The sequence below is a fragment of the Corynebacterium sp. LK26 genome, from assembly GCF_014335085.1.
In the GTDB taxonomy this organism is placed as follows: domain Bacteria; phylum Actinomycetota; class Actinomycetes; order Mycobacteriales; family Mycobacteriaceae; genus Corynebacterium; species Corynebacterium jeikeium_D.
Genome location: NZ_PDHB01000004.1, coordinates 1 through 24,521 on the forward strand (window position 1 = coordinate 1; position 24,521 = coordinate 24,521).

Genomic DNA, 24,521 nt, shown 5'->3' on the forward strand with positions numbered 1-24,521 from the left:
AAACCCCCGCCCCGCATCCCCACCAACGGCCCCTACAAAAAAATCACCGCGAGAAAGTTCTCGCGGTGATTTCACTGTGCCAGATGATGGATTCGAACCAACGAAGGCAATGCCGACGGATTTACAATCCGCTCCCTTTGGCCGCTCGGGCAATCTGGCGTGCACTCTTAAACGGTGCGAATGGAATGCTACCCACTACTCTGTCATTTACACAAATCGGCAGGTCGAGAGGATATTTCCCTACCTGGATTCACCCCTCAGCAGAGCTCAGCCCAGAGGAGAGCTCACCTCAGAGCAGTGCTCGCCCCTAGGCCCATCTCGCCGATGGAGCTCAATCCACTACCCCACGCGCTCCACGGTGTAGCGAGCAACGTGACGCAGGGCCTCCTTGGCCGCGCAGTCAGGAAGGTCAGCGATGACGCGGTCGGACTCATCCAGCAGTTCATTGACCTTCTCCATCGCGCGAGCCACACCGTTGGTCTGAGCCAGGAGCTCGAGGGCCTCGTCGACAAGCGCGTCGTCGGAGACTGGGCCGACGAGAATCTCACGGAGGCGGTCAGCGGCTGGGGTGTCCTCCTGCAGCGCGTAGAGAACCGGCAGCGTGAAGACGCCCTCGCGCAAGTCAGTGCCCGGAGTCTTGCCGGACTGATCGGTATTGGAGGAGATGTCGATAATGTCGTCGACAATCTGGAAAACGATACCGATTAGTTCGCCATAGCGGCGCAGTGCGTTGGAAATCTCGGCCGACGCACCGGCGTGATAGGCGCCGAGATAACCGGCCGATGCGATGAGCACACCGGTCTTTTCGGCAATGACCTTCAGGTAGCGCTCGATGCGCTCTTCTATCGGCAGGTCCAAGTCGTTGAGGCACTCTCGCATCTGACCTGTGACAAGAACACCGAAGGTCTCAGCGAAGTGAGCCACGCTCTCGGAGCCGAGCTCTGCCAGCAGGCGGGACGCAGCAGCGAAGAGGTAGTCACCGGCCAGAATGGCGACGGTGTTGTCCCAGCGCGAGTTTGCGGAGGGCACGCCGCGGCGCTTATCCGCTTCATCCATGACGTCGTCGTGGTAGAGCGTCGCCAGGTGCGTCAGCTCCAGCACCGTCGCGGCGGTGATGACCTTATCGCTCTCCGGGTTCTCCCCGAACTGCGCGGCCAGCATGGTAAACATCGGGCGGAAGCGCTTACCACCAGCGTGAGCTAGGTGGGAAACCCGTTCGACTAGGAAGTCCTCGCCGCGCCCCAGCTCGGTAATCAGGAGGTCCTCGCTCTTGCGCATTCCCTCGGTGATTGTTGCTTCCAGCGCCTCATCAACGAAGTGAGAACTAGTGGCGGTGTGCTCACCAGTGCCCTGAGCACTTCCGGAACTAAGCCCGGAGTAGTCTCCAGTACGCATTCGAGACCTGCCTAACTGACGATAAAAGATAAGAAACTGCTAAATAAACTACCTTACGAGCATAGTGGCTAGCAGACCAGTTCCCATATTTGTTTCAACGTCGTTATACGCTGGGGCAATGACCTCAAGCCCGATTTCGCGAGTTTCCCCCACGTTCGACGGCACCGTCGCTCTACCCAGCAGCACTGACGTGCTCATTGTTGGCGCAGGCCCCACCGGCTCCGCAGCCGCAATTCACGCCGCCCGCGCCGGTTTTTCGGTCACTGTGGTCGACTCCCAGCGCTTCCCGCGCGACAAAACTTGTGGCGACGGGCTCACTCCTCGTGCCATCGCTGAGCTACGTCGTCTAGGGCTTGACGACGAGCTCCTGCGCCGCAACCGCAACCGCGGACTCAAGCTGCACGGCTTCGGCGGCTCCATCACCGCACCTTGGCCAGATGATGCCTCCGGCACTTTTCCCGCTGTCGGATCCGCGATGCCGCGAGTTGAGCTCGACACCTTCTTGCTCAATGCCGCCGCCGATGCCGGTGCACAGGTCTTCGATGGGGTCGCTGCGCGGAAGGTAATTCTCGGAGCGCTGAACACTGGCGGCACGCGAGGGCACGGTGTGCGCGCGGTGGAGCTTTCCGACCGCGAGGGCAAGCCTCACACCATCTCGGCCCGTTGGTTGCTCGTGGCCGATGGGGTCCGAAGTACCGTCGGCAAGCAGCTGGGGCGCGCGTGGCATCGGGATAGCGTCTTTGGCGTGGCCGCACGGTCGTATGTCAGCTTCGACAGCGCAGACGTAGCGGATGACTGGATTCACTCGCACCTGGAACTGCGCGACTCCGATGGCCAGACGCACCCGGGCTATGGCTGGATCTTCCCCCTGGGCGAGGGCCGGGCGAATGTGGGGTGTGGGGCGCTGGCGACGTCGGCACGCCCGGCGCGCACGAATGTGAAGAAGTTGCTGCGCGAGTACCACGGACAGGTGCGCGATCAATGGCAGATGAGCGAGCCGGAGCACGTGACGTCGGCGCTGCTGCCGATGGGCGGTGCTGTATCGAATGTGGCGGGGCCCAACTGGGCGTTGCTCGGTGATGCTGCGTGCTTAGTCAACCCGCTCAACGGTGAGGGCATTGACTACGGCATGGAGTCGGCGCGACTGGCAGTGGAGCTGATTAGTTCGATTGGTGCGGGCCGCGATGGGCTGACGCACTCCTGGCCCGCCCTACTTCGCGAGCACTACGGCACCGGCTTCTCGCTGGCTCGCAAGTTGGCGCTGACGCTGACGTACCCGAACTTCCTTCCCACGGTCGGCCCGCTGACCATCGGCGCCCCGTGGGGAAGCCAGCTCATGGGTGTTGCCGCACGCCTGATGGGAAACCTGGTCACGGAACACGACCGCGACGTAGTGGCGCGACTCTGGCGCGCTTCGGGGAGAGCAGCGCTGGCCTCCGATAAGTGCTTCGGACGCCAGCCCTGGCAGTAGGAATCGCTTTACGACGGGCCCTGCGACCCAGCCCGATTGCGAGCTAGCGAGCTACTCCACGGGCTTGGTTGCCGAGTGCAGCGCTGCGATACCGAAGGTGAGATTCTGCCAACCGGCATCCTCCCAGCCAAAGGCATTGATGTCGCGGGCAAGCTGCGGCTGGTTTGGCCAGGCGCGAATCGACTCCGCCAAGTACACGTAGGCCTCCGGGTTCGAGGAGACAACCTTGGCGATCTGCGGCAGTGCCCGCATCAGGTATTCCTTGTAGAAGGTGCTGAACACCGGCATCACGGGGGTGGAGAACTCACAGACTGTTAGCTGGCCTCCGGGCTTGGTCACGCGAGCTAGCTCAGCGAGGCCCGCCTTGTAGTCCACGATGTTGCGCAGACCGAAGCTGATGGTCACCGCGTCGAAGGTGTTGTCCGGGAATGGCAGCTTCATGCCGTCACCGCAGACCTTGGGAACATCGCGGTGTGCACCGGCCTTGAGCATGCCTCGGGAGAAATCACAGGCAACGACGTATGCGCCAGACTTTGCCAACTCCACTGATGAAACAGCCGTACCGGCGGCCAGGTCGAGGACTTTCTGGCCAGGCTGCAGGTTCAGGCGCTTTGCCGTGCGCACGCGCCAGTAGTGGTCAATGCCACCGGTGAGCACGGTATTAGTGATGTCGTAATTCTTCCCCACGCCGTCGAACATCGAGGCGACTTCGCTGGGATTTTTCGTTAAATCAGCCCTAGACACGATGTCCAGATTACGCGACCGACTTCTGACGCGTAGCAGCACCTGCATGGGAGGCATCAATCGCATCTGCTGCGACCTTGCTTGACGTCTCGGCCGCGGAAACCCCAGAAACCTCCTCATAGTGGCGAACCAGGTCTGCACACAGTGCTTCCCAGGTGCGTTCGGTCACGGTGTCGCGGCAGCGGTTGCGCAGCTGCTTGCGTGCCAGCTCATCGTCGACGAGCAGTAGCTTGTCGACCGCCTCAGACAGATCGCGGGTGAAAGTCTTGGGTTCCAGCAGGTAGCCGTTGACGTCGTTGGTAATCAGGTCGCGCGGGCCGCCTGCGTTCGGAGCGATGGCCGGCACACCGGAGGCGTGGGCTTCCTGTACCGCCTGGCAGAAGGTTTCAAAGTCACCGGTGTGGACGAACACGTCCAGACTGGCGAATGCCGCTGCCAACTTATCGCCGGTGAGCTGTCCGGTAAAGACGGCATTCGGCATCTGCTTCTGCAGCTTCTGCAGCTCCGGGCCATTGCCGACAATGACCACCTGGATATCATCGCGGCCGTTCAGCGCTGCCAGCCGCTCCACAGACTTCTCCGCCGCGAGCCTGCCGACATAACCAACAATCGGCTTGCCCTCCGGGCTCCACTGCTTCCTGAGCTCTTCACTACGCTTTGTCGGAGTAAAGCGAACCGCATCAACACCGCGGCCCCAGCGGTAGACATCACGAATCTTGTGATCCTGCAGGTCCTCAATAGTCGGCGACGACGGCGCCAGCGTTCGGGCGCAGGAGTTGTGAATCACGCGCGTCCACAACCATGCGGCCGTGGAGAGCCCCGCCAACTTGTAGTTCTTGGCAAAACCCGCAACGTCCGTCTGATAGATGGCCACAGCCGGGATGCCCAGTGCCTTGGCAGTCAGCGCGCCCGCACCACCGAGCACAAATGGCGAAGCCAAGTGGACAACATCCGGCTTAAACTGCGTCAGCGCCGACGCTACCCGACGGTTCGGCACACCAATCGGTAGCGAATCAATCAACGGCACCATCACAGTGGGCACACGCTCAATGCGGTAGTCGCAGTAGAACTCTGCCTCTTCCTGCCAGTCCCGAGCACCCGGCGCAATCACCAGCGCCTCGTGTCCTTCACGGCGTAAGTGTTCCAACACCCGCAGCACGGAGTTTGTCACTCCATTGATGTTGGGCAAGAAGCTTTCAGCAATGATGGCAACGCGCATGGTGCTAGTTTTCCATCTCGTCGGAAAGCGAAAGTGACCCTCTGTTTACCTTTTGGGGATCTCTTTGTAAACGACGGGTTGCGCGCAACGACAACCACCACAACGGCGCGACGACGAGAAATGCAACCACAGCGATACTGGTCGCCGGGAGAAGTGACAGCGTCCATGTGCGTCCGGCGACGCGGACGACATTGGGATCAGTGCGGTCGTATTCGACGCGGACGCGCTGCCCCTCTTCCAGACCAACGGGATAGAGCAAACCGGTTGGCGGCGACTGAAAATCACCATTCTCGTCGACGAAATCAACCGTGGTGCGAAGGAGCTCGACCGAGCGCACGTTGGCTACGGACTGCCCCATGTTCGACTCGATATTGCGGTCATTAATGAAGCAGCCAACCACCATGGCCAGGCACGACAGCAACAGGCAAATCATTACAAAGAGCAGTACCTGACGAAGGAAGCGCGGCCAATTGGCCAGGGCAGTTTTCCACTGCATGGCGGTCGCGACCTCCTATTTTTCTGTCTCTGCTTGTTTCCAGCTCTGATCGGATGCTGCCGGCCGGCTAGTACTTGTCCAGCACCCCAATCTCCGCATTGTATGCCAGCTTGTGATGCAACTGCCGACGCGTCGCACGCGTGGTCGCCACCTCAATGACGCGGATGCCATCGACGTCGGTATCCGGGTGCAACTGCGCGAGCAGATCTGGGAGGCGGTCAACACGCACGTGCTCGACCCCGTAAGCCTGGCAGATGCCCTCAAAGTCCACGTCCTGCGGCGTGCCGAAGATGCGCTCAAAGCTTCCCCGCAGGGTCGGGCTGCCCGCCTCCAGCGTCTCGAAAATACCGCCACCGGCATCATTGGCCACCACGATGGTGAGGTTTTCCGGCCTCGGCTCCAACGGCCCAATCGCCAGCGCTGCAGAGTCGTGCTGGAACGTCAGGTCACCCATGAGCGCAATCGTCCGCGGCGGGCGAATCTCGTCGGCATGTTCGCGGTCGGATGCCAGCGCAATACCGATTGCCGTCGCCACCGTGCCGTCGATACCCGCGGCACCTCGCCCCGCATACGTGTTCACGCCCGGGAAAGGCAGGCCCGTGTACGACGCATCGCGCACCGGGTTCGACGCGCCCAGCACCACGTTGTCACCCGTGCGCAGGCTGTCCGTCAGAGCCGCCGCCACATGAAATCCGGTCAGCGGTTCCTCCGCTTCAATCGACTCGGTAAGCGTCTCTCGCACGGACTTCACCGCCAACTCGCTGGCGGCCTCACAGATTTTCGTCCACTGCGGGTCCTGCTCCCCCACAGTCTGCACATGCCTAACGACGGCCCTTGCGTTCGCCGTCACATCCGGGAACTCCACCCCAAAACCGTGGTTTTCCGCTTCGGAGACAACGGTCAGCTCGATATCCGGATTGGCCAGCAGCTTAGAGATACCTCGGTGCAGCGTCGGCCTGCCGACCAACACAATCTGCTCCGGCGGAATCTGCGCGAAAGTGCCCGCCGCGAGCGGGTGCACCGGGTGCGCCGGCGCATACGCATTCGGCTCAGCGATGGTTGGCAGATCCTCCAGTTCTGGCAGGTGCGAGGCATTCGAACCCGCAATCACGAGTGTGCGGCGGCTGATGTCAATTGTGGCTGTGCTAGCCGCGTTGGCCGGGCCGGTTGCGGTGGCGGCCACGCCGACGTTGTTGCTGTTGGTAGGCGCAATCGTGGTCCAGGGGCCGCCATCGGCGCGGCCCTCGGGGATGTCGGTGACGGAGTCGTCGTCAGGCACGAGCGGTTCGACAAAACGGACGTTAAGGTGGCCGGCGCCGGATGCCATGGCGGCGACAACGCGATCAATGCGAGCGCGGATCTGCGCGGCGGTGGCCTTCGTGACCGGGGCGGTGCCGTCCAGATCGAACTCGACGACGGAGGCATCAGCGAACAGGCGGTCCTGGACGATGGTCTGGTTCGCGCCAGTGCCGCGATAATGCGCGGGGCGGTCGGCGGTCAGTGCCAGCAGCGGAATGCCCGACGCGGTGGCTTCCACCATGGCGGGCACGAGGTTCGCCACTGCTGTACCGGACGTTGTAATTACCGGGGTCACCTTGCGGGTGCGCGAGGCCAGGCCGAGGGCGAGGAAGGCGGCGGAGCGTTCATCGATACGTACGTGGAGGCGAACCTTCGCCGCGTCGGCGGCCTGGACCAGAGCGCGGGCGAGCGGGGCGGACCGGGAACCCGGGCACACCACGGCATCGACCATGCCGAGACGCAGCAGCTCATCGACGATGAGGCCCGCTACCACTGCGGATGGGGCTTGTGTGGACTGGACGGCGTGAGTGGTTTCGACCGCGCCGGTGTCCGGGTCTTGAGAGGTGTCCTGGTTATTGTTCACACTCAATAGGCTACTTGCCGGGAGTTACTGACTAGGTTTATGTCAGTTTGGAAGCCGTTTTTCGGGCTCAAAGTGTCATAAACCTAGTCACTTTCTTGGCGTTATAGATGGGCATACGCCGCGCGGAGGCGGTCGAACCACCAATCGCGGCGGGGGCCCGGCGCGGCGAGCTCGGCCAGGCGGGAAGGGTCGGGAGCGGGGTTGGTGACGGGCAGTCGGCCATCGATAAGTGGCCGGGGCTCGATGACGTCCTCGATAAACAGCGAGGACGTGGCCAAACCTGCCGCGTTCGGCTCCGGCTGCAGCTCGGTAGCAGGCAGGGCCGCCGCCGTGAACAAACCGGCGGCCATACCAACGCCGGTGTCCAAGGCGCTGGCGACGGTCACCTTCATCTCCAGTTCCTCGGCCAACCGAAGCAAACGGCTTGGCCCGCCAAGCGGCGCAACCTTCATTACGCCCACGTCAGCAGCCTGCTCGCGCGCAACCAAATACGGATCCTCGGCCTTGCGGATCGACTCATCGGCAGCAATCGGGCAAAACTCCCCCACTGTGTCGCGGACCGCGCGGAGCTCGGCGACAGTCGCAACGGGCTGCTCCATGTACTCCAGCGGACCCAACTCATGAGCGGCGCGGATGGCCTGCTCCACCGACCAGCCACGATTCGCATCCACCCGCACCACAGGTTCATAGCCATAGGCTTCCGCCACCGCGGTGCGGACGGCGGCTCCGCGCTCGATGTCGTCGTTAAGCGATTGGCCGCTCTCTGCGACCTTGACCTTAAACGTGCGGCACCCGGGGTAGCGCGCCACGACCTCCGGCACCTGGTCGGGTGCGACGGCGGGGATGGTGGCGTTGACCTCGACAAACTCGCGCTTCGGGGTGGGCAGGCCGACGTATGCGCATTCGATGGCCGAGCGCAACCACGCAGCGGCCTCGGGTGCCTCGTACTCCAGGAAGGGCGCGAACTCTCCCCAGGTGGCGGGGCCGTCGATGAGGAGTGCCTCGCGGGTAGTGACGCCACGGAATTTCACTGCCATGGGCAGCGCGACGACGTGGGCGCGGTTGAGGATGTCGTCGATTGGCGGAAGCTTGATGTTGGGCGCAGCGGACACAGACATACCCCTCATGCTAGAGACCTTTATGCTGGAAGCCATGACTGATACCGCGAAGTACTCGACCGATACCCCTTTCCGCCCCGAGCAGTGGAAGACGGTTGATGGTTTTGAGGATTTGACCGACATCACCTACCACCGGCACGTCGGCGAGGGCCGCGAGAACGGTATTGTGCGTATTGCGTTTGATCGCCCGGAGGTTCGTAACGCATTCCGCCCGCATACCGTCGATGAGCTCTACCGCGCGCTCGACCACGCGCGCCGCACCCCGGATGTCGGCGTAGTGCTGCTGACCGGTAACGGCCCGAGCACCAAGGACGGTGGCTGGGCATTCTGTTCGGGCGGTGACCAGCGCATTCGCGGTCGTTCCGGCTACCAGTACGCAACGTCCCACGAGCATGACGACGCTACCGCGGACGCATCCACCATCGATACCGCGCGCGCCAAGGTCGAGGGAGGTCGCCTGCACATCCTGGAGGTGCAGCGCCTAATTCGCACTATGCCGAAGGTTGTCATTGCCGTGGTCAATGGCTGGGCCGCAGGTGGCGGACACTCCCTGCACGTGGTGTGTGACCTGACGCTGGCATCACGCCAGGAGGCTCGCTTTAAGCAGACCGACGCTGACGTGGGATCTTTCGATGCCGGCTATGGCTCGGCCTACCTGGCGAAGCAGGTTGGTCAGAAGTTTGCCCGCGAAATTTTCTTCCTCGGCCGCTCCTACGACGCTGAGACCATGCACCGCATGGGTGCTGTCAACGAGGTCGCGGACCACGCTGAGCTGGAAGATGTCGCGGTCGAGTGGGGTCGCATGATCAACGGTAAGTCCCCGACAGCGCAGCGCATGCTGAAGTTCGCCTTCAACCTGACCGATGATGGCCTGATGGGTCAGCAGGTCTTCGCGGGTGAGGCTACTCGCCTGGCGTACATGACCGACGAGGCCGTCGAGGGCAAGGAAGCGTTCCTGGAAAAGCGCGACCCGAACTGGGACGAGTTCCCGTTCTATTACTAGGCCTGTTGGGACACTGCTAGGGCTGGCTTAGCGGCGTGAGCCCCCAGCCCTACTGCACCCCAGCCCTACTGAACCTTCGTAACCTCAAAACGCTGCTCCGGGTGAACGTAGGCCTCCTGCGCGCGCACGAGCTCCAGCTCGCCAGAGCCGGACTCGTGCGTGACCTTCAGCAGCTCAAAGATGCTGGCCGCGGTGTTGCCCAACGCGACCGACAGGTCACCGTCAATACCGCGACCGCGCAGCAGGTTGCCCGCAAACAGCGCAGCCGTGACATCGCCGGAGCCGTTGCGCTTTAGCGGCAAGTATGGCGTCGCCACCAGCCATGCGCCCGAGCCGTTGACGGCGAGCATCTCAATCTCGCCCTCCTTGCGCTCCGGACGCAGCACGCTGGTGACCAGCACGGCCTCCGGGCCCATCTCACGAGCAGCATGGGCTGCCGCAATGGTGGACTCCAGGTCGTTGACCTCGCGGCCCGTCAGGTATCCCAGCTCAAACTGGTTCGGCGTAATCACGTCTGCCACCGGCACAACCTTGTCGCGCAGCAGCGGCGGAATGTCATCCGAGACGTGGCAGCCGCTCTTGGCATTTCCCATCACCGGGTCACACGAGTAAATGGCCTTCGGGTTGCGCTGCTTGGCCATCGCCACGGCCTCGATGATGACATCCGCAATATCGCTACCGCCCTGGTAACCGGAGATAATCGCATCGACGTCGTCAAGCTTGCCCAGCTCATCGATACCCTTGATAACCTCGCGCACATCCGTGGCCGGAATCATCGGGCCGCGCCACTGGCCGTAGCCGGTGTGGTTGGAGAAATCGACGGTGTGGACCGGCCACACTTCAAAACCTGCGCGCTGCAGCGGGAAAACGGCAGCGGAGTTACCCACATGGCCGTAGCTCACATGCGACTGGATGGACAGGATCGAGGGCACGCGGTTGAACTCCGCGACGGCTTCAGCTGCCTTTTCGGTAGGGACCTGATTTTCGTTCATTCCTCTATATTGCAACGGATGCGCGAAAATCCCATATTCCCTAGTAGGCGCTGGGGCGACGTCGGCTGGCTTTGAGCTCGGATCTGCGCTGCTTCTGTGCTTTACGACGGGCAACCGAGGCTCGACTCGGTCGAGTCCGCCGGCGCCTCGGAGGCGGTGGCTGCACGGCTTCCCGGATGAGATCGGCCAGGCGACGCCGGGCTTCCGCACGGTTGCGTACCTGGGAGCGCTGCGTGGTGACGGACACGGTGAGTGTCGTGCCATCGAGTCGGTGGCTGAGGTTCTGGAGAGCGCGGCGGCGGTGGACGTCGGAAAGCATGCTGAGCTCGGCAATATCGACCGATAGCTGCACCTTGGAGTCCGTGGTGTTAACGCCCTGACCGCCCGGCCCTCCGGAGCGCGCGAAGCGTTCGGTGAGCTCCGCCGCGGGGATGACGAGGCCCTTGGGGATGCCGGGACCTGGTGGGATGTTCAGGGGTTGCATGGTGGCCAGTGTAGCCAGGGCGCGTTTGTAATCGGGGCGCGTTTTCTCTAATCCGCGGTTAAACAACAAATACTCACCTAAGCTGGCAAATAACATTTATCCACTTATAAAAACAGCAAGAAAAGGCAGGATTGAGACACCATGGCCACTTCTGATTCCCCGTCCATTTTCATCTCCGGCGGCGCGCAGGGCATTGGCCGCGCGGTGGCCGAGAAGTTCCTGGCTGCAGGCTGGACCGTCGGCGTCTACGACATCAATGAGGATGCCCTGGCGAAGCTCAAGGCTGAGCGCCCGGAGGTAATCGTCGGCAAGCTGGACGTGACGGACTTTAAGCAGTGGGAGGACGCGCTTGCGGACTTCACCTCCCACACCGGCGGCAAGCTGACGGTGCTGGACAATAACGCGGGCATCATCGGCGATGGCGATATCACTGACCAGTCACCGGAGATTATCCGCGCGCAGGTGGACATCAACTGCACCGGCCTGACACTGGGCGCGAAGGCGGCGCACCCGTACCTGAAGCGCACTAAGGGGTCTCACCTGGTCAACATGGGTTCGGCTTCGGGCATTTACGGCCAGCCGCACATCGCGCCGTACTCCGCGTCGAAGTTCTACGTCTCTGGTCTGACGCAGGCTCTGGATCTGGAGTGGCGCAAGGACAAGATCCGCGTCGTCGCAATCATGCCGCTGTGGGCGAAGACCAAGCTGGCGGACGTTTCCGCCGGTTCCACCCGTCGTCTTGGCGTGCGCATTACGCCGGACCAGGTTGCGGATGCCGTGTGGAAGGCAACGCACCCGCAGAACTTCATTGAGCGCCAGCGTCACTTCTACTCGGTGTCGGCAGCGGACTTTATCCTGCGCTACCTGGGCAAGATTGGTCCGCAGTTCCTTTCACGCCCGGTTAACGCAATCATCGCGGGTTAAGAGGCAAACTAGACCTATGCTCTTTGATCAACTCCCGCGCGACGATGCCCGCATCACGCCGGGAGTTGTTCATTTGCCGGGGTGGCTTACGCTGGAGCGGCAGGCGGGCATCATCACGCAACTCCGCGACATCGCCCGCGACGTTGCCGGCACTCCCCTGGCCATGACTCGCCCGCAGCTCAAAAGTGGTCAGATGCAGGTCTTTATGCTGCATCTCGGCCGCATGTGGGCCACAAATCCCTACCGCTACGTCACGCACGCAGGCGGCGTTCGCGTCCCGCCCGTGCCTGACAATCTGCTACAGCTCGCCACCGAAGCACTTCGTGCCGCCGCGCTTTACGACGAATCCCTCAACCAGTGGCCCACCACTTTTCGGCCCGACATGGCGTTGGTCAACTACTACCCACCCGGGGCCACCATGGGGATGCACCAGGACCGAAACGAAAACTCCCCTGCCCCGATTGTGTCACTCTCTATCGGCGATGAGGCCCTGTTCCGCATTGGCGGGACTGAAAACCGCAACAAACCCTGGGATGACGTGACTCTCACCAGCGGAGATGTGATTGTGTTTGGTGGTCCGAAGCGGCTTGCGTTTCATGGTGTGCCCAAGACTCGTCGCGGCACTTTGCCGGAGGGGTGCGGGCTTAAAGAAGGCCGCATCAATATCACATTCCGGCAAGTGGAAAACTCACACTAAACCGCGCAAGCCACCGACCGCTAGCCTAGACACATGCAGCGCACCGCTTCCTCCATGCACGCACAGCCTGCCACCGCGCAGACCCCTGCCCCACTCGACTGGCGCAGCCGGGTACGTTTCTTTGTCGGCTCGTTCCCAACTGCCGATCTCGCTATTGCGACTGCTTTCCTGCTGTGCTGCTGGTTGAGCATGACGCCGCTACTTACTTATGGCCCGAGCTTTACTTATGTCACCAATGTGATTCTGTCCGCGATGATTGCCGGGGCCGCAGCGTTTCGTCGTAAAGCAGTGCGCGCATCGTTTGTGGTTACGTACAGTGCCCTAGCGGGTCTCGCCCTGCTGGTGTGGCTATCCCCAGTGAACCTTGGGCTAGACCCCATTATTGTTGCTGCCCCACTATCTCTATGGGCTGTGACCAGGTGGGAACCGAATCGCACCTGGGGCATCGTTGGGCTGTTTTTAGGGTTGATTGGCAGCTTCCTCAACCCGGCAGTTCCTGCCTTCGGCTTTACCCCGGAACGACTGTTGGTCTTCGGTCTGCCGGCGGTGCTCATTACGGCGAGCGCGTACGCAGTGCCCCTGTGGCTCCGAATCAACGCCGAGGAACATGCCGCGGAGTTGGAAAACGTCGTAGCGCGCAACAAACTGGAGTTGTCCCGGGAGCTTCACGACGTCGTGGGGCACGGACTCACCTCTATCAAGGTTCAGGCCCAAACCGCGCTGTACCTGGCGGAGATGGATGACTCCCGAGCGAAATCCGCCGCTGAAAAGACCACGCTGGAAGGTATTGCCCAGACCGCAGAACAATCGTTGCGGGATGTGCATGCGCTTGTCGATGCATTACGTGAAGGCGGCGAGATTAGCGCTGACCCGAATGAGATTCCGCGTCTAGTTTCGGCTGTTTGTCCGCCGGGTCGCGATGTTTCGGTGACTCTGCCGGAGTCTTATGGGGACCTGGCGGATTGGCCACTCGCGAAGCGTTTGACTTTGGTGCGGGCAGTGACGGAGTTGGCCGCGAATATGGCCAAGCACTCATCGGGCGCTGGTCAGCTGGCACTGACAATCGATCCACCTGCCGATGCTGATGACAGCCCGGCGCGGGTTCATTTGGTGACTGCAAACCGGGCTGAGAGCGAAACTTTGGAACCCAGGAAGCGAGCTGGCGCTGGCCTGATTGGTCTGGAAGAACGCGTGGCTCAGCTCGGTGGCGAGATGACTTATGGTGAAAGCGACGGCATGTTCCGCGTCAGTATTCGGCTGTAAGCGGTTCGACCGAAGCAGGGCTGACTGTCAATCCTGTTGAGAAAGACGAGCAATGGATGTAATTCGAGTATTAGTGGCTGAAGATCAGGCTTTGATTCGGCAGTCTTTCGCGCAGCTTATTGATGCCCACCCGCAGATGAAAGTCATTGGTGCCGTGGGCGACGGCGCCGAGGCTGTGCGTCGTGCCTCCGGAGCCGATGTGGTCGTCATGGACATTCGAATGCCCGTGATGGACGGTATCGAGGCCACACGACAGATTGTGCAAGGCGTGCCGTCCGGAGGTGCGGCTCGCGCTTCCACTCCAAAAGTCTTGGTACTGACCACTTTCCGCGAAGAAGACCTGGTGCTCGGCGCTTTAGAAGCTGGGGCCGCAGGCTTTTTGCTCAAAGACTCCAATCCCCGTGAGCTGCTTTCGGCCATCATGCGTATCCACCGTGGTGAAGGAGTCATCGATCCGAAGGTGACGCCGATGGTGTTGCGGCATGTTTCACCGCGCGCACCGCACTCAGGACAGCCAGCGAGAGCGTTCTCGACACATGGCGCTGACTCAGACCCCACTCACACAGGAACCCAATTCACACCCCGCGAACAGGAGATTTTGAACCTCGTCTGCCAAGGGCTTTCCAATGACGAAATTGCTCGCAGGTTGGTTGTCGCCACGACGACAGTGAAAACCCATGTGAAATCCCTGTTGACCAAGACAGGCTCACGCAGTCGCGTGGATCTTGTCATTTGGGCTGCGAAAAACGGGCTGCTGTAGCTTCTCCTCGCTGGTACCGTCATCCTCGCTATCGCCTCCTCCCTAGGGAGGATATTTCCGCCACCTCATCCTCAGGGAGGGCGCGAACCGTGCCAAACACTCCTATTACTTAAGGCATGAACGCACCAACCCCCACCTCAGGCCCTTCCGCAGACGCCGCCGCTCCCCTCCTCCAGCTGCGCGGCATCACTGTCTCCTACGGCAAGAACGAACCTGTCCTGAACGGCCTCGATATGAACGTCCGCGCCGGCGAGGTCTACGGGCTATTGGGACTCAACGGCGCAGGTAAATCCACGTTGATGAGCACGGTGCTTGGGCTAATTCCCTACTCCGGTGAAATCAGCATCGCGGGACACCCGTGGTCCGTTGTCGACCTGGACCGCATCGGCGCCTCCATCAATGGCCCGGCGTTCTACCCACAGCTCTCAGCCACCGACAATCTCAAAGTGCACGCACGTCTGACCGGCACGGACAAGAGCCGTATCGCCGAAGTCCTCGACTTGGTCGGGCTTCATGCTGGTAACAAGCGTGGCCGCGCTTTCTCAACGGGCATGAAGGTTCGTCTTTCCCTGGCGATGGCGCTGCTCACCGACCCCGACATTGTGCTTCTCGACGAGCCCACCAACGGCCTCGACCCCGAAGCTATCGTGGGCCTGCGCACCTTGTTGCGAAATCTTGCCGCTAGCGGCAAGGCCGTCGTGGTGTCCTCCCATCAACTCGGAGAGGTTGAAAAGAGCGTTGACCACCTTGGCGTCCTTGCTGGTGGCCGACTGGTCTACGAAGGCCCGCTGGCTGACTTTGCGGCAGCTGGTCAATCCCTCGAGCAGGCTTTCTTCACCGCAGTAGGTGTTGCCCGATGAGCACTCAACCGCACACTCGCCCCCTGTACACGCGCACTGTTCCTTCTCGCCGCTACTTGCGAGCCGAGCTACTGCGGGCAAAGTGGTCGCTCACCATGTTTCTGCCCATCATCATGGTGGCAATCGCGCTGGTCAGCATGGTCTTTTCTACAGGTGTTGACGCCACCGCCATGGCGAGCGCCCACATCTACTCGCTTATCCTGCTTCCTCCCCTGGCTGCTGTTACGGCCGTCGTCGGCCAAAACCGTGAAGAAAAGCTCCGCCAAGGCGGCCTAATCTGGCGCAATATCTCGAGCACTCGAGTGCTCCTCGCGCGCGCCGCTACTGTCATCGCCTCCGCGGCCCTCGGTCACGCATTGATGGCTGCACTCCTTGCCCGGAGCGTGAGCACCGCATCGCAATTCACGCTCTTTAGCACGTTGTCATTCTTCGTCTTCTGGGCATTCGGCCTTGCCCTATGGCGCCTTGTGCCACGCGCAGCTCTCTTCCTCGCTCCGCTCGCTTCCATCGCTTGGGCCATCGCAGGAACACTGGACGCCATGAGCCCAAACTGGAAAGTTCTCCCGTGGACCTGGGCAATCCGCCCAACGTTACCTATCCACGGAGTGCAGGCTAATTCCATCTCGGCTCCCGCCGACAGCGAGATCTGGAACATCGCCATCCTGCCGCCCGCGTTGCTGCATTTACTCCTCGGGCTAGGTCTATTTGCCATCGCATTGCTTGCGCACGGAAAATCTCTCAGCTTGCCGACGGGCCGGGAACGCAGCACTTCGTCGTTAAGCCATGGCATGAGCGCGACCCTTCCCTGGCGCACCTGGTGGAGTCTCGCAGCGCTGATGCTTGCCGGACTTGCGGTCGTGCGTGTGGTGTGGAACCCGGAGTATGCGCTGGGGCTGCTGAGTTTCGTCTGCGTGCCGACGGCCGCAACCGTGGTGGCCATCATGACATGGACTTCGCAAGCCGATGCCTGGCCAGCACTGATGTATCGGCGTGCGCGACGCAGCATCACGCTCCGACTGTTTGCCTTGGATATGGCGTTTCTCCTGCCGGTGCTGGTGGTTGCGGTGGTTATCAGTGGTGCAGGCGGCGAGACCAATAGCCAGACGGGCATTAACCCCTGGCCGTACCAGGCGATAATCGCGTCTCTTGTGGCCGCGATGATTGTGGCCGTGACCGGCTTAATTGCGCGTCGAAGTGTGGCGGCCGCAATCTTTGTCTCGGTCGCGCTCGGCGGTTGGGCGGTGATGGTTGGCGGTGATGTCCTCAGCGCCTCACCGCTGTGGTGGACCTCGGAATGGGGATGGACCTGGGTGGTACGTGATTACCCCGAGCGGTGGCCGTCGATGGTTCTCGTATCCGCCATTGTGATCGTGGCTTTCGCGGCTTGGGCTCGGGCGACATCGCTAAAGGCCATCCGATCCCAAGATTGACAGCGGTGCCGCGAGCACCCCACCTACTCCTCGATCGCCTCGCGGACCTCTTCGACACTGAGGTTGGAGTCTTCAATCTCCTCGCGGGCCTCCTTGTTCCGGCCACGGCGGACCAGGCGGAAGATGCGCTTGCGGCGGGAAGTCTCTTCACTGATGCGCTCGCGGCCGCGCAACCAGGCAACAAGCATGACAGTAATGAGCAGCAGACCGATGTAGCCCAGGATTGGGTAGACCCAACCGATTAGGTTCTGGAAGCCCATGAAGCTCAAGGCGAAACCGAGCAAGACCAGCGCGACGTAGACAATCTTGAATTTTTCCGGGTGATTTGCGGTGACGCGACGCCCCAGTGCGTAGAACATGCCAAGTGCCGTGTTGAAGATCATGCCAAGGATTACCACGGCCATGGCCTGGCCTAGCCACGGGTGCAGTCGATTAATGACGGTGAGCATTGGCACGGCATCGGTGGCGACGGTACCAACAGTGTGGAACAACGTGATGGTGGTGATCAGCAGCATCGCGGAGTAGATCAAACCACCGGTAAACCCACCGGCTCCAGCGGCGCGGGGATTGAACAGGCTACCGCCAATAACAATCGCCATGGAAACCGCAACCATCAGGTTAAAACCGACATAGTTCACTGCGGCGACAACCCAGTTCGGCAGAGTGGTCGGGACTTCCGCAACGGCAGCTGCCTGCTCCGCGGCTGGGGTGGCATCGGTGAACGCCAGCGTATAAACACTGGCCAGCAGAATAAAGCCGACGATAAACGGCGTGATGGAACCGATCACTGTGGTCACTCGGTCAACATCGAGGAAACCGGCTGCAATGGTAACCAGCACCATGATTACGGCACCGATCCACACGGGGATGCCCCACTGCTGCTCCATGTTGGCACCGGCACCGGCGAACATGACGAACCCTGTGGCGAAGAGCGTGATAATCACGCCAATGTCCAGTACTCGCGAGAAGATGGGGTGCGATACGCGTCGGAAAACTTCGCCGTGCTCGCTGGCCTGAAAGTAGCTTCCCAGCTGCAAAATGATCATCGCCATCAGGCTCATGATCACCGCTGAGAGAACGGCACCCCAGACACCATTGATGCCAAAGGCGACGAAGTATTGCATGATTTCCTGACCCGTCGCAAAGCCCGCGCCGACGACCACGCCGACGAAGGCAAATGCAACGCGCAGTACTTGCTTCACCACAAGGGTTCACTCCTATTCGACTATCTGATTGATATAACCACCTTACTTTTCTCAGTGAGTTTTACTAATCGCGACTGACCGTTCTAAAAAGCTTCGCCTTTAAATTCCGCAGGCCACGCCGGTCGAATGCACTGGGCAGTAGCCGTTCGGATTCTTAAACAAGTACTGCTGATGCTCATCCTCGGCTCGGTAGTACTCCCCTGCCGGAGTCTCCGCGAGTGGCTTAATCTCCGTGGTGATGGCCCCCAGGCCAGCGTCGGCAAGCTTCGGCGCGTAGGCATCGGCGATCTCCTGTGCCCGGCGCGCTTGCTCGGGCGTCGTCGTGTAGATCGCGGAACGGTACTGCGTGCCGACATCATTACCCTGGCGGTAGCCCTGCGTGGGATCGTGGGCTTCGAAGGCCTTGGCGATCAGCTGGTCGAAGCTAATCTGCTCCGGGTCGTAGACGACCTCCACAATCTCGGTGTGGTTGGTGCGTCCGGTGCAGGACTCGCGGTAGGTGGGATTTGGCGTCACGCCACCGGCGAACCCGACCGATGTGCTGAGCACGCCCGGTGTTTCCCAAAACAGCTTCTCAGCGCCCCAGTAACAGCCAATCCCGATGTAGACGACCTCCTGGCCTTCCTCCCATGGGCCGGTGATCGGCGTGCCGAGCACCGCATGCGGCTTCGGATTTTCCAACACCGGGTGCGAGCCGCCCTTGAGCGCCTCATCTTCCGGCACCAGCTCTGCGGACCTGCCAAAAATCCAACCCATCTTCTACGCCTTTCTATCTATGACTGTCTTTGGTCTGCGCAACGCGCCCGAGGCCACGATTGTTCCGACCTCGCCACCAGAAACTACGGCACAACACGGGCTATGGTTTGGGTTGTGCGTACGCTCAGCCTGCTTTCCGTCAATCCCCACGACCCGACCGCCATCCTGCCCGACCTCCGCGCCGCGCTGGACGGTGAGGTCTCTCTTCTTCCCGTTCCGCTTCACGACGGCACGCGCGCCTCAATCTTGCGGAACTCGCAACGCGCAGGTGAGCCGATTGATGAGTCCATCGCGCTTGTTGTCGGCACTTCCGGTTCCACCGGCACACCGAAGGGTGCACAGCTGACGGTGGATAACTTGGTCTCCTCTGCTACCGCTACACATCAGTGGCTCGGCGGTGAAGGACAGTGGATGCTGGCGATGCCGGCCTACCATATCGCTGGCCTGCAGGTTCTCATTCGTTCGCTGCTCGCTGGCACGGATCCGGTGTGTGTGGATGTGACCGACGGTTTTGATGTTGCCGCATTCGCCGACGGCGCCGAGACCCTCACCAGCGATCGCGCCTACACGTCGCTGGCTCCGATGCAGCTGGCCAAGGCTATGGAAGAACCCTTTGGTGCGGCAGCCCTGCGCCTGTTTGATGCCGTCCTTGTCGGCGGCGCAGCTTTGAACCCGCAGGTGGCAGCGCGGGCCGAAGAGCTCGGCATCAACGTCGTAACCACCTATGGTTCCTCCGAGACAGCCGGCGGCTGCGTCTACGACGGACAGCCCATCGAGGGTGCACAGGTCGCCATCGAAAATGGTCGTGTTTGGCTGGGCGGGCCGATGATTGCACACGGTTACCGCAACGCGCCCGGTCACGAGGCTTTCCATAAACCAGGTTGGTTCGCCACCTCCGATGCGGGCGAGATCCGCGATGGCCGACTGGTCATCACGGGCCGCTTGGACACCATCATCGACTCCGGCGGGTTGAAACTGCACCCGGAAGTTCTCGAACGTGAACTGCTCGCCATCGACGGAGTAACAGGTGCCTGCGTGGTGGGCGTGCCGCACCCACGGCTCGGCCAAGCCATCGTCGCAGCGTATGAAGGCACGGCTGAGCTCGGCGATATTATGGACGAGCTCGGCGATGCTGAAGACGCCGGGCGAATCAATCACTGGATGATTCCGAAGGACCTGCGTCGTGTGGAGGCTCTGCCACTGATTGGTCCGGGCAAGGTCGACCGGAAGAAAGTCGCGGCGCTCTTTTAGCTCATTCAGACACGCATTAGTTCAAGGCATTTGGTGTCACGTCCTATTATTAATTCATGTCTGAAGCACCAAAGAGTCCTGCAACGGCGTCGTTAAGCGATTGGCTGGAAGGCGCGCGCCCCCATACCTGGGCGAATGCGTTTGCGCCGGTCATCGTCGGTGTCGGAGCGGCATCGACGCACGCGCCGATTATCTGGGGACGTGCGGTGCTCGCGCTGGTTGTCGCGTGGGCGTTGATTGTGGGCGTGAACTTCGCCAACGACTACTCCGATGGCATCCGCGGCACTGACGATGACCGCTCGGGCCCGCTGCGCCTGACGGGTTCTGGTCTGGTCGAGCCGAAGGTTGTGAAGTACGCGGCGTTCGGTTCCTTTGGTGTCGCCGGTCTTGCCGGTGTGGCGCTGTCCCTGATGAGCGCGTGGTGGCTCATTCTGGTCGGTGCACTGTGCATCGCGGCTGCGTGGTTCTACACCGGCGGTAAAAATCCCTACGGTTATCGCGGACTTGGCGAGGTCTCGGTCTTCGTCTTCTTCGGTCTCGTCGCGGTGCTCGGCACGGAATTCACCCAGACGGGCTCGCTGTCTTGGGTCGGCCTGGCCTGCGCAATCGGTATTGGTTCGGTGTCTTCTGCCGTGAACCTGGCGAACAACTTGCGCGACATCCCCACCGACGCCGCCACCGGCAAGATCACGTTGGCAGTTCGCCTGGGCGACTTCCGCACCCGCATCGTCTGGCAGATTCTCTCACTCATGCCCGCGCTGGCCAGCATCTTTATCGCTTTCTGGCGCCCATGGGCGCTGGTGGGTCTGCTCATCGTGCCGCTGTGGGTGAAGGCCTCCGAGCCAATTCGCATGCATCAGAAGGGCAAGGAGCTCATCCCGGTACTGGGGCTTACCGGCAAGATGATGCTTGTCTGGTCCGTCATCACGGCACTCGCGCTCGCTCTCAGCTAAGGGGCACCGATGGATTTCCGCACACTGATGCACAAGGCGCTTGACGACGTCCAGGAGGCCGCAACCCGAGTTGGCGACACAGCAGCCAAGGCTCCAGCTTTCGCCCGCAGCGCTGCTCTGCGTTTGACCAAATCGGGACGCCGCCGACTGGCGCTGGAGCACGGTGCGCTGCATTCGCAGACCCGTGAACCGGGACTCACCGATCTCACGTCAACCGGCGTGGTGCATATCAAGACCGCACCGGTCACGGCCGAGATTGCGGCCAAGGACGACGAGCGGAAGGCCAGCGACAAGCCGGATGCTGTCACCACCGATATTCCGGTGCACTGGTACGAGGTTGAACCTAGCGAACCCGCCAAAGAACCCGTGACCATCGTCTTCGTCCACGGCTTCACCCTGGCTGGTGAGTCCTGGTACCGGCAGTTCAACGCGCTGCGCAAGTCGCACCCGGAAGCACGCCTGTTGACTATGGATCTGCGCGGCCACGGCCAGACCGGAGCGGTTCCGGCTTCACTCTGCACGGTCGAAGGTGCTGCGGCCGATGCGCTGGCCGTGATCGCCGAGCGTGCCACGACCGGAAAACTCATCGTGGTTGGGCATTCGCTAGGCGGTTTGATTGCACTGCACATGGTGCGGGCTGCCGAGGAGAGCATTCGCCGTCGGATAGCAGGCGTAGTGTTGATTTCCACGTCTATCGACAAGCTGGCCGCCCAGGGTGTGCCGCAGATTCTGGCGTCCCCGGTGGCGGATGCGGCGCGCAATGCGATTGAGTCCTCACCGAAGGAGATTCGCAAGTTCCGCGAGGCAATCGCGTCACTGATGGCGCCGTCGTTGGCAGTTGCGGTGTTCGCCCGGCGCACGGACTACGAGATCATCGAGTTCCACGCGGCCATGATTAATGAAACACCGCTGGAAACTTTCGTGGGATATCTCGACGACCTGCAGGATCACGACGAGTTCGCAGCCGGGCCTTACTTGGAGGGCTTGCCAGGAGCGGTACTGGTGGGCACGAAGGACGATGTCACTCCGCGCAAGCAAGCAGACCTAATTATGGAAAAGTGGCCGGACGCCGAACTGGTTGAAGTCGACGGGGCCGGCCACATGTTGCCGCTCGAGGCTCCGGAAGCGGTAAACCGGGCAATCGAGCGAGTGTTAGAGAAGGTGCGCTAGTTTTCCTCGCGGTCCTTAATCTGCTGCGCAATGTATTCCTTGTGCGCGCGGCGGTTCTCCGACCACACTGCAACCGACTCATTGGCCTGGACGCGCAGCTTCGGAAACACAAAAACCGACAGCGGCATCGCAATAATCAACGCAAACACAGCCGTAATTGCGGCCGGAATCTGCACATTAACGAGGTAGATAATCACGAGCAGAATGAAGAACAGCACCAGGAACAGCAGCAGACGCGCAAGGCCGTACCAGAACAGACCCTTCATGGCATTGCCGCGACCAGCATTCTTGGAGCTAGGAGCTGACTGCTTCGGAGCTGCTGAAGCCGGAGCCTGAGTCGACTCCACTTCAGCCTCAGAAGCCAACTTGTCCTGCTCTGCTGGATTGGTCATTAAACCCTCACCTCTACGTGTTACGCCTGTACTGCGCCCCGGGCGTTGTTAGCGTCCATGGCTGTTCGTGTCCAACGTTCCTTTGTACCCTAACGAACTCTGTACGCCGTACCGCATGCAGTGCGATACCCCTCGTGGGCACTACGGGACTCGTTGCGTATTCTAGTCGGTAAATCCAGGAGGTTAGCTATTACATGGGTCGGCTCATTCTGCTGCTGTTCATCATCCTTGTCGTAGTCATGCTGTGGAAGGCATTTGGCCCCGGCAGTCGCGGCAACGGCATGCGACGTATTTCCGCTCCGCAACCGGAACCCCGTCCGCTCGCTCCCGACGATGATCCGGAGTTTCTCTGGAAGCTCAAGAAGGCCGAATTCGATCGCCGTAAACGTGAGCAGGAGCTGCAGGAGCGGCGCGAACGGGAGCAGGACGACAACCCCGATAATCCCGGCGAAACTGACTAAACGTCCTTGCCACGCAGCAACAACTGCTGTAGATATTCCCCGTAGCCACTGGCGCTGAGGGCGTCGGCACGCGCGCTAAGCGCAGCATCGTCAATGAATCCCATGCGCCACGCCACCTCTTCCGGCGAGCCAATCTTTAGCCCCTGCCGCTGCTCAATCGTGCGCACGAAATCACCCGCGGCCATCAGATTGTCCACCGTGCCCGTGTCCAGCCATGCCGTGCCGCGCGGCAGCACCTCTACCTGCAGTTTCCCGCGCTCCAAGTAGGCGCGGTTAACATCCGTGATTTCCAATTCGCCGCGTGACGACGGTTGCAGCGAGCGAGCTATTTCTACAACCTCGGCATCATAGAAGTACAAACCAGGCACCGCGAAATGGCTGCGTGGTTTCTTCGGTTTCTCCTGGATCGCCACGGCTTTGCCGCTTTGGTCGAAGTCCACGACTCCATAGGCTGTGGGATCTGCGACCCAGTAGGCGAAGATCGCTCCGCCATCGACGTTATGGAAGCGGCGCAGCTGCGTGCCCAAGCCAGCACCGTAAAAGATGTTGTCGCCGAGGATGAGGGCAACGGAGTCATCGCCGATGTGGTCCGCACCGATGATGAACGCTTCAGCGAGACCACGGGGCTCGTCTTGGGTGGCAAAGGTGAGGGTGAGGCCCCACTGCGAGCCGTCGCCAAGCAAGCGTTCAAACTGCGGGGCATCATGTGGCGTGGTGATGACGAGGATGTCCCTGATTCCCGCTAGCATCAGCGTGCTCAGCGGGTAGTAGATCATCGGCTTGTCATAGACGGGAACCAGCTGCTTGCTTACGCCAAGTGTGATGGGAAACAGCCGAGAGCCCGTACCACCTGCGAGGATGATGCCCTTCATAGTGCTCGCGCCTTTCTGCCTTACTGCCCGGCCGCTTCGTTGGCGATTGCCCACTCGTCGCGAGCCATGTTCTCAAGATCCTTGCAGTCAAACTCACTGGGGAGCTTATTGCCCTCGGCCTCGAACTGCTCGATAGTCGGAGCCTTCTGATCGCGCTCGGAGAGAATCATGTCCGCGTCGGTGAGACCACCCTTGGCCAGCAGCGCAGCCAGGTCAATTCCGAGAGTCGGGTCCTGGATGCTAACAGCACGCTCTGCCTCCGGGTTGTAACCGGTGGAAGTGAGGTAAGTGAGCACAGAGTCGTCGGCAAGCGAGACGAAGCCATGTCCGATGCCGTTGGGCAGATAGACCACTCGGCGGGTCTTGCTGTCGAGCTCGAAAACCTCGACCTTGCCGAAGGTATCGGAGCCGCGACGCAGGTCAACCGCAATGTCGAGGATGTGGCCCGCGGGACAAGTAACCAGCTTCGCCTGGCCGGGGTGGCCATCTGGCGCGGTGCTGACGTCAGCGAAGTGCAGGCCACGGACAACGCCTGCGGCGGAGACACTCATGTTGGCCTGCTCCGGGAAGAACGGGTAGCCCGTGGCCTCGGCGAATGCGTCGAGGCGATACCACTCGTGGAAACTACCGCGGCTGTCGCCGTGGATGACCGGTTCGAAGGTGAAAACGCCGTCGATAGAAGTGGGCTGGAATGTGCTCTTAGGGCTCATGGGTAACAAGTGT

The 24,521-nt window shown here is 61.3% G+C and carries 25 protein-coding genes and 1 tRNA gene; 12 read left to right on the forward strand and 14 right to left on the reverse strand.

The window, feature by feature from the left end; translation table 11 throughout:
- Positions 1 to 77: 77 nt before the first annotated feature.
- Positions 78 to 159: transfer RNA gene (locus CRD13_RS04865), tRNA-Tyr, on the reverse strand.
- Between the two features lie 180 nt (positions 160 to 339).
- A complete protein-coding gene (locus CRD13_RS04870; protein ID WP_049172333.1) occupies positions 340 to 1,395 on the reverse strand; it encodes a polyprenyl synthetase family protein in 1,056 nt (351 codons plus the stop codon).
- A 118-nt stretch (positions 1,396 to 1,513) separates the two neighbouring features.
- Between CRD13_RS04870 and CRD13_RS04875 the strand changes: the two genes are divergently transcribed.
- On the forward strand, positions 1,514 to 2,866 hold the full coding sequence (locus CRD13_RS04875) for a geranylgeranyl reductase family protein (RefSeq protein WP_222866655.1): 1,353 nt from the start codon (positions 1,514 to 1,516) through the stop codon (positions 2,864 to 2,866).
- Between the two features lie 51 nt (positions 2,867 to 2,917).
- Here the strand turns inward: CRD13_RS04875 and CRD13_RS04880 are convergent, their stop codons facing one another.
- The 5 genes from CRD13_RS04880 to CRD13_RS04900 all read right to left on the reverse strand — a co-directional run bounded on the left by CRD13_RS04880 (position 2,918) and on the right by CRD13_RS04900 (position 8,334).
- Positions 2,918 to 3,610, reverse strand: coding sequence for a demethylmenaquinone methyltransferase (locus CRD13_RS04880; RefSeq protein WP_187401351.1), 693 nt, complete (start codon positions 3,608 to 3,610; stop codon positions 2,918 to 2,920).
- 10 nt (positions 3,611 to 3,620) lie between these two features.
- On the reverse strand, positions 3,621 to 4,829 hold the full coding sequence (locus tag CRD13_RS04885; protein ID WP_049172337.1) for a glycosyltransferase family 1 protein: 1,209 nt from the start codon (positions 4,827 to 4,829) through the stop codon (positions 3,621 to 3,623).
- A 4-nt stretch (positions 4,830 to 4,833) separates the two neighbouring features.
- Positions 4,834 to 5,325 carry a DUF3592 domain-containing protein gene (locus CRD13_RS04890; protein ID WP_016422033.1) on the reverse strand — a complete coding sequence of 164 codons (492 nt, stop codon included), beginning with the start codon at positions 5,323 to 5,325 and terminating at the stop codon, positions 4,834 to 4,836.
- A 67-nt stretch (positions 5,326 to 5,392) separates the two neighbouring features.
- The gene (gene menD, locus CRD13_RS04895; protein WP_370549611.1) at positions 5,393 to 7,207 is read right to left on the reverse strand and encodes a 2-succinyl-5-enolpyruvyl-6-hydroxy-3-cyclohexene-1-carboxylic-acid synthase; all 1,815 of its coding nucleotides are present in this window, start codon (positions 7,205 to 7,207) and stop codon (positions 5,393 to 5,395) included.
- Positions 7,208 to 7,308: 101 nt separating this feature from the next.
- Positions 7,309 to 8,334, reverse strand: coding sequence for an o-succinylbenzoate synthase (locus CRD13_RS04900; protein ID WP_187401352.1), 1,026 nt, complete (start codon positions 8,332 to 8,334; stop codon positions 7,309 to 7,311).
- A 13-nt stretch (positions 8,335 to 8,347) separates the two neighbouring features.
- On the opposite strand from CRD13_RS04900, the gene CRD13_RS04905 reads away from it, so the two are divergent.
- Positions 8,348 to 9,328 (forward strand): 1,4-dihydroxy-2-naphthoyl-CoA synthase, encoded by a 981-nt coding sequence (locus tag CRD13_RS04905; RefSeq protein WP_187399989.1) that lies wholly within the window; start codon positions 8,348 to 8,350, stop codon positions 9,326 to 9,328.
- 65 nt (positions 9,329 to 9,393) lie between these two features.
- Here the strand turns inward: CRD13_RS04905 and pdxY are convergent, their stop codons facing one another.
- Both pdxY and arfB read right to left on the reverse strand, forming a co-directional pair.
- Entirely contained in the window at positions 9,394 to 10,320 is a 927-nt protein-coding gene (pdxY, locus tag CRD13_RS04910; protein WP_232250834.1) for a pyridoxal kinase PdxY, read from the reverse strand.
- A 40-nt stretch (positions 10,321 to 10,360) separates the two neighbouring features.
- Complete coding sequence (gene arfB, locus CRD13_RS04915) at positions 10,361 to 10,804, reverse strand: alternative ribosome rescue aminoacyl-tRNA hydrolase ArfB (protein ID WP_101738934.1); 444 nt, start codon at positions 10,802 to 10,804, stop codon at positions 10,361 to 10,363.
- A gap of 141 nt (positions 10,805 to 10,945) precedes the next feature.
- Between arfB and CRD13_RS04920 the strand changes: the two genes are divergently transcribed.
- From CRD13_RS04920 to CRD13_RS04945, 6 genes are all read left to right on the forward strand, one after another.
- Complete coding sequence (locus CRD13_RS04920) at positions 10,946 to 11,728, forward strand: SDR family oxidoreductase (protein WP_048759274.1); 783 nt, start codon at positions 10,946 to 10,948, stop codon at positions 11,726 to 11,728.
- Positions 11,729 to 11,744: 16 nt separating this feature from the next.
- On the forward strand, positions 11,745 to 12,425 hold the full coding sequence (locus tag CRD13_RS04925) for an alpha-ketoglutarate-dependent dioxygenase AlkB (RefSeq protein ID WP_187401353.1): 681 nt from the start codon (positions 11,745 to 11,747) through the stop codon (positions 12,423 to 12,425).
- Between the two features lie 33 nt (positions 12,426 to 12,458).
- Positions 12,459 to 13,688: a sensor histidine kinase gene (locus CRD13_RS04930; protein ID WP_187401354.1), complete on the forward strand. Its 1,230-nt coding sequence runs from the start codon at positions 12,459 to 12,461 to the stop codon at positions 13,686 to 13,688.
- 73 nt (positions 13,689 to 13,761) lie between these two features.
- Positions 13,762 to 14,448 (forward strand): response regulator transcription factor, encoded by a 687-nt coding sequence (locus tag CRD13_RS04935; RefSeq protein WP_246815967.1) that lies wholly within the window; start codon positions 13,762 to 13,764, stop codon positions 14,446 to 14,448.
- A 116-nt stretch (positions 14,449 to 14,564) separates the two neighbouring features.
- The gene (locus CRD13_RS04940) at positions 14,565 to 15,308 is read left to right on the forward strand and encodes an ABC transporter ATP-binding protein (protein ID WP_070604626.1); all 744 of its coding nucleotides are present in this window, start codon (positions 14,565 to 14,567) and stop codon (positions 15,306 to 15,308) included.
- A complete protein-coding gene (locus tag CRD13_RS04945; RefSeq protein WP_070429277.1) occupies positions 15,305 to 16,738 on the forward strand; it encodes a hypothetical protein in 1,434 nt (477 codons plus the stop codon). Before CRD13_RS04940 ends, CRD13_RS04945 begins: the two co-directional genes overlap by 4 nt.
- Before the next feature lie 23 nt (positions 16,739 to 16,761).
- Here the strand turns inward: CRD13_RS04945 and CRD13_RS04950 are convergent, their stop codons facing one another.
- Together CRD13_RS04950 and msrA are read right to left on the reverse strand one after the other, a co-directional pair.
- Positions 16,762 to 17,943, reverse strand: coding sequence for a hypothetical protein (locus CRD13_RS04950; RefSeq protein ID WP_016422008.1), 1,182 nt, complete (start codon positions 17,941 to 17,943; stop codon positions 16,762 to 16,764).
- 99 nt (positions 17,944 to 18,042) lie between these two features.
- Entirely contained in the window at positions 18,043 to 18,699 is a 657-nt protein-coding gene (msrA, locus tag CRD13_RS04955; protein WP_016422007.1) for a peptide-methionine (S)-S-oxide reductase MsrA, read from the reverse strand.
- Positions 18,700 to 18,801: 102 nt separating this feature from the next.
- Between msrA and menE the strand changes: the two genes are divergently transcribed.
- From menE to CRD13_RS04970, 3 genes are read left to right on the forward strand one after another with little or no spacing between them, the layout of a single operon-like run.
- On the forward strand, positions 18,802 to 19,950 hold the full coding sequence (menE, locus tag CRD13_RS04960) for an o-succinylbenzoate--CoA ligase (RefSeq protein ID WP_070546365.1): 1,149 nt from the start codon (positions 18,802 to 18,804) through the stop codon (positions 19,948 to 19,950).
- Positions 19,951 to 20,006: 56 nt separating this feature from the next.
- Positions 20,007 to 20,903, forward strand: a complete 897-nt coding sequence (locus CRD13_RS04965; protein ID WP_049190557.1) for a 1,4-dihydroxy-2-naphthoate polyprenyltransferase — start codon at positions 20,007 to 20,009, stop codon at positions 20,901 to 20,903.
- A gap of 9 nt (positions 20,904 to 20,912) precedes the next feature.
- Entirely contained in the window at positions 20,913 to 22,073 is a 1,161-nt protein-coding gene (locus CRD13_RS04970) for an alpha/beta fold hydrolase (RefSeq protein WP_187401355.1), read from the forward strand.
- Here the strand turns inward: CRD13_RS04970 and CRD13_RS04975 are convergent.
- On the reverse strand, positions 22,070 to 22,465 hold the full coding sequence (locus CRD13_RS04975) for a DUF4229 domain-containing protein (RefSeq protein WP_049172358.1): 396 nt from the start codon (positions 22,463 to 22,465) through the stop codon (positions 22,070 to 22,072). The two genes, CRD13_RS04970 and CRD13_RS04975, sit on opposite strands and share 4 nt — an antisense overlap.
- Positions 22,466 to 22,659: 194 nt before the next feature.
- Here CRD13_RS04975 and CRD13_RS04980 point away from each other — a divergent pair, with 194 nt between their 5' ends.
- Positions 22,660 to 22,926 carry a hypothetical protein gene (locus tag CRD13_RS04980; protein ID WP_016422002.1) on the forward strand — a complete coding sequence of 89 codons (267 nt, stop codon included), beginning with the start codon at positions 22,660 to 22,662 and terminating at the stop codon, positions 22,924 to 22,926.
- Here the strand turns inward: CRD13_RS04980 and rfbA are convergent.
- Both rfbA and CRD13_RS04990 read right to left on the reverse strand, forming a co-directional pair.
- Positions 22,923 to 23,798, reverse strand: a complete 876-nt coding sequence (gene rfbA / locus CRD13_RS04985) for a glucose-1-phosphate thymidylyltransferase RfbA (protein WP_016422001.1) — start codon at positions 23,796 to 23,798, stop codon at positions 22,923 to 22,925. The genes CRD13_RS04980 and rfbA overlap by 4 nt on opposite strands.
- A 20-nt stretch (positions 23,799 to 23,818) precedes the next feature.
- Positions 23,819 to 24,508: a dTDP-4-dehydrorhamnose 3,5-epimerase family protein gene (locus tag CRD13_RS04990; protein WP_016422000.1), complete on the reverse strand. Its 690-nt coding sequence runs from the start codon at positions 24,506 to 24,508 to the stop codon at positions 23,819 to 23,821.
- Between the last annotated feature and the right edge of the window lie 13 nt (positions 24,509 to 24,521).